General features: G+C 62.1%; 5 protein-coding genes. All 5 read left to right on the forward strand.

Annotated elements, in window-relative coordinates:
- Window positions 1-786: NAD(P)/FAD-dependent oxidoreductase (locus L977_RS09580; RefSeq protein ID WP_047625646.1), on the forward strand; the 786-nt coding region annotated here is incomplete at its 5' end.
- Between the two features lie 25 nt (window positions 787-811).
- Window positions 812-2,068 (forward strand): MFS transporter, encoded by a 1,257-nt coding sequence (locus tag L977_RS09585; RefSeq protein WP_023338769.1) that lies wholly within the window; start codon window positions 812-814, stop codon window positions 2,066-2,068.
- A 10-nt stretch (window positions 2,069-2,078) separates the two neighbouring features.
- On the forward strand, window positions 2,079-2,609 hold the full coding sequence (locus tag L977_RS09590) for a cupin domain-containing protein (protein ID WP_014885166.1): 531 nt from the start codon (window positions 2,079-2,081) through the stop codon (window positions 2,607-2,609).
- A 9-nt stretch (window positions 2,610-2,618) separates the two neighbouring features.
- Complete coding sequence (locus tag L977_RS09595; RefSeq protein WP_047625647.1) at window positions 2,619-3,389, forward strand: alpha/beta fold hydrolase; 771 nt, start codon at window positions 2,619-2,621, stop codon at window positions 3,387-3,389.
- On the forward strand, window positions 3,373-4,098 hold a 726-nt coding region (locus tag L977_RS09600; protein ID WP_047625648.1), incomplete at its 3' end, for an SDR family oxidoreductase. The genes L977_RS09595 and L977_RS09600, both read left to right, overlap by 17 nt.

Here is a 4,098-nt window from a genome sequence, read left to right on the forward strand (position 1 = left end):
CGTCTGAAGGGGCGTCTGGCGCAGAGTAAAACCCTGGCGATTGTGGGCGGCGGCTGGATCGGCCTTGAGATTGCCGCCTCCGCGCGCAAAAACGGCGTGGCGGTCACGCTGTTCGAGCAGCAGCCCGCGCTGTGCATGCGGTCGGTGAGCGGAGAAGTATCGCAACGCTTAGCGGCCATCCATCGCGAACAGGGCGTCGACATCCGTACCGGCTGCGGCGCGCTGGAGCTGGAGGACGACAATGGCCTGCCGGTTATTCACTGTGATGGCCAGCGCGAAACCTTTGATGCGGTGGTGGTCGGGATCGGCGTCGATCTCAATCTGGAACTGGCGCGCGATGCGGGGCTTCATACCGGGCGCGGGATCGTGGTGGACGCTCAGGGGCGTACCTCGGATCCGTTCATCTTTGCGGCTGGCGATGTGGCTCAGCATCACCACTACGGCTTGTGCATTCAGTCGTGGGCATTTGCCCAGAATCAGGCGGTGGCGACGGCGAAAGCGATGCTCAACCCCGATGCGCCAGGCTACGACGACGCGCCGTGGCTGTGGTCGGATCAATACCAGCACAATATTCAGATCCTCGGCATTCCGCAGCCGGGCAGCAACACGATAGCGCGTGAAGATTCGCTCTTTTTCTCGCTGGATGAAAACGGGCGACTGACGCAGCTGGTGGCGTTTAACGATGCGCGCACCGTCAAGCTGGCGAAACGCTGGATGGCGGCAGGGCGGGATTTATCGGACGTACCGCTCGTCGACCCGACTTTTTCACTGATGTCATTGCGATAGCTAACCCGCACCCGTAGGGGGAGAGATGACCACATTAGAGACCAACACCGCGCCCGTTGAGGCAGGCGGTGAGGGAACCCGCACGCCTGAAAAAGCAGTGCGCTGGGCTATCCCGCTGTCGCTGCTGGCCTGCGTGCTGCTGGCGTTTTTCGACAAAATCAGTATTGCGGCGCTGTTTTCTGACAGCCATTTCCAGCAGGCGATGGGGATCGATTTCGACACCACGCGCCTCGGCATTCTGATGAGCGCCTTTCTGCTGAGCTACGGTTTTTCGTCAGTCTTTCTCAGCGGGCTGGGGGATAAAATCGCGCCGCTGCGCCTGCTGACCGGGATGATGGCGATCTGGTGCGTGCTGATGGTGGCGATGGGCTTTACCCACAACTATACGCTGATGATCGTGCTGCGCATTCTGCTGGGGGTGGCGGAGGGGCCGCTGTTCCCGCTGGCCTTCGCCATTGTGCGTCACAACTTCCCGCAGCATCTGCAGGCGCGCGCCACCATGCTGTGGCTGCTTGGCACGCCGGTGGGCGCGGCGATTGGTTTTCCGCTCTCCCTCTGGCTGCTGAACACCTTCGGCTGGCAGAGCACCTTCTTCGTGATGGCGATGCTTACCGTGCCGGTATTGATTTTCGTGCGCGTCGGTCTGCGTGGTATCCGCCTGGAGGCGAAACCTGGCACCACGCAGGCGTCTCAGGATGAGCGGCGTGCCGCGCGGCGCGAGCTGTTCGTCAGCCCGCACTTCTGGATCATCTGCATCTTTAACATCGCCTTCCTGACCTACCTGTGGGGCATCAATGGCTGGCTGCCGGGCTACCTGATCAAAGGCAAAGGCATTCACCTGGAGCATGCGGGCTGGCTGTCCTCGATGCCGTTCATCGCCATGCTGGCGGGCGAAGTGATTGGCGCGTGGCTCTCTGACCGGGTCGATAAGCGTGCGGCAGCCTGCTTTATTTCCATGGCGGGCGCGGCTGTCGGGCTGGCGGCGGTCATGCACCTCGACACCCCGCTGACCATCATCGCCGCGATGAGCTTCAGCACCTTTATGTGGGGCACTGGCGCACCCAACATTTTTGCCCTGCTGGCGAAGGCCACTCATCCACGGGTGAGCGCGACGGCGGGCGGCATTTTCAACGGGCTGGGAAACTTCGCGGGCGCACTGTCGCCAGCGGTGATGGGGGCGCTTATCGCCTTCACCCACAGCATGGATTCCGGGCTGATTTTTCTGGCGGTGATGGCGGCGGTGGGCTGCGTCCTGTTACTGCCGCTGCTGAGACGTTACTGAGGAGAGTGTCATGACTGATTCAACCGTAACCCATAAATCAGGCATCAAACCTGAGCACCTGACGATGGAAGAGTGGGTCGAGTCGCGCATCGCGCGCTTTGAAGGCCGTAAATACGACTGGAACGCGCTGAAGTTCCAGGCCGACTATGACCCGAAATATCGCCGGGCGCAGATGCGCTACATCGGCACCGGCGCAACGGGCGTGGCGAACGACACCAACACCGTGCAGGCGGACCATTTCACCTTCTCCACCATGGTGCTGCCGTCGAAGTGTGAAGGGCCGCTGCACCTGCATGACGACGTGGAAGAGGTGTTCTTCATGCTTAAAGGGCAAATCACGCTGATGATCCAGGACGGCGAACACTACACCGAAACCGTGCTGCGCGAGCGTGACCTGATCTCCGTCCCGCCGGGTATCTATCGCGGCCTGTTTAACCACGGGGAAGAAGAGGCGCTGATGTGCGTCATGCTGGGGACCAACAAGCCGGAAATCCCGACCTATCCCGCCGATCATCCGCTTTCAAAAGTGAAGCGGAACTAAGGGGGCATGATGACGGGTTTTCGTGAACAGGGAAGCGGCATTCCGCTGATGATGCTGCATGGGATCAGCTCGGGTGCTGCCTCCTGGCATAAGCAGATGGCGCTGAAGGGTTTTCGCGTGCTGGCGTGGGACATGCCCGGTTATGGCGAAAGCCCGATGCTGACCGTAGAACGGGCGAGTGCGGGAGATTACGCCGATGCACTGGCGGCAATGCTTGACCGCGCGGGCGTCTGGCAGGCGGTACTGGTCGGCCATTCTCTCGGGGCGCTGGTCGCCAGCGCCTTTGCGGCGAAGTTTCCCGACCGGGTGCGGCATCTGGTGCTGGCAGATGCCGCGCAGGGCTACGGTCAGGCCGCACCGGAGCAACGCGAGCAGGTCTGGCGCAGCCGCGAGCAGCAGATGGCGCTGGGCGGTGAAATCCTTGCCCAGACCCGCGCGGCGAAGCTGTTGCGCCCCGGCGCCCGCGGGGAAGATATCGCCACCGTCGCGTCGGGCATGCGCAAGCTGCGTCCTGAGGGCTACCTTGCCGCCGCGTGGATGCTGGCACACGACGATATTCACGGCTGGCTTAAACGTTACTCCGGCACGTTTGAGGTCTGGTGCGGCGAGCAGGATGCGATCACGCAGCCCGAGCTGGTGCAGGGGCTGGCACTGCGCTACGGCATGCCGTTTACCGCCATTCCCCAGGCCGGGCACGCCAGCTATCTCGATAACGCGGCGTTTTTTAACCAACAGCTTTTACGCATTAACGAAGAGGTGCGCGATGAATGCACAAATTAACGGGCGCGTAGCGGTAGTCACCGGCGGTTCTTCTGGCATTGGCTTTGAAACGCTGCGCCTGCTGCTGGGCGAGGGGACAAAAGTGGCTTTCTGCGGCCGAGACCCGGACCGGCTCGCCAGCGCCCACGCGACGCTGCAAAACGAATACCCCGACGGCGAGATTTTCTCCTACCGCTGCGACGTGCTAAACGCTGCCGAAGTCCAGGGCTTTGCGGATGCCGTTCAGGCCCGCTTTGGCGCGGCGGACATGCTGATCAACAACGCCGGGCAGGGGTACGTGGCGCATTTCAGCGATACCCCACGCGAAGCGTGGCTGCACGAAGCCGAACTGAAATTGTTTGGTGTGATCAACCCGGTGCAGGCGTTTCAGCCTCTGCTGGAGCGGTCCGATATCGCCTCCATTACCTGCGTGAACTCTCTGCTGGCGCTGCAGCCGGAGGAGCACATGATCGCCACTTCTGCCGCCCGTGCTGCGCTGCTGAATATGACGCTGACGCTCTCAAAAGAGCTGGTGGGTAAAGGTATCCGCGTGAATTCCATTTTGCTCGGCATGGTGGAGTCCGGGCAGTGGCAGCGCCGCTTTGAGAGCCGGACGGACAAAAGTCAGAGCTGGCCGGAGTGGACGGCGGAGATCGCGCGTAAACGTGGCATCCCGATGGCGCGTCTCGGCAAGCCGCAGGAGCCCGCGCAGGCGCTGCTGTTCCTCGCC

It is taken from the genome of Enterobacter sp. ZOR0014, from assembly GCF_000798855.1.
Lineage (GTDB): Bacteria > Pseudomonadota > Gammaproteobacteria > Enterobacterales > Enterobacteriaceae > Enterobacter > Enterobacter kobei.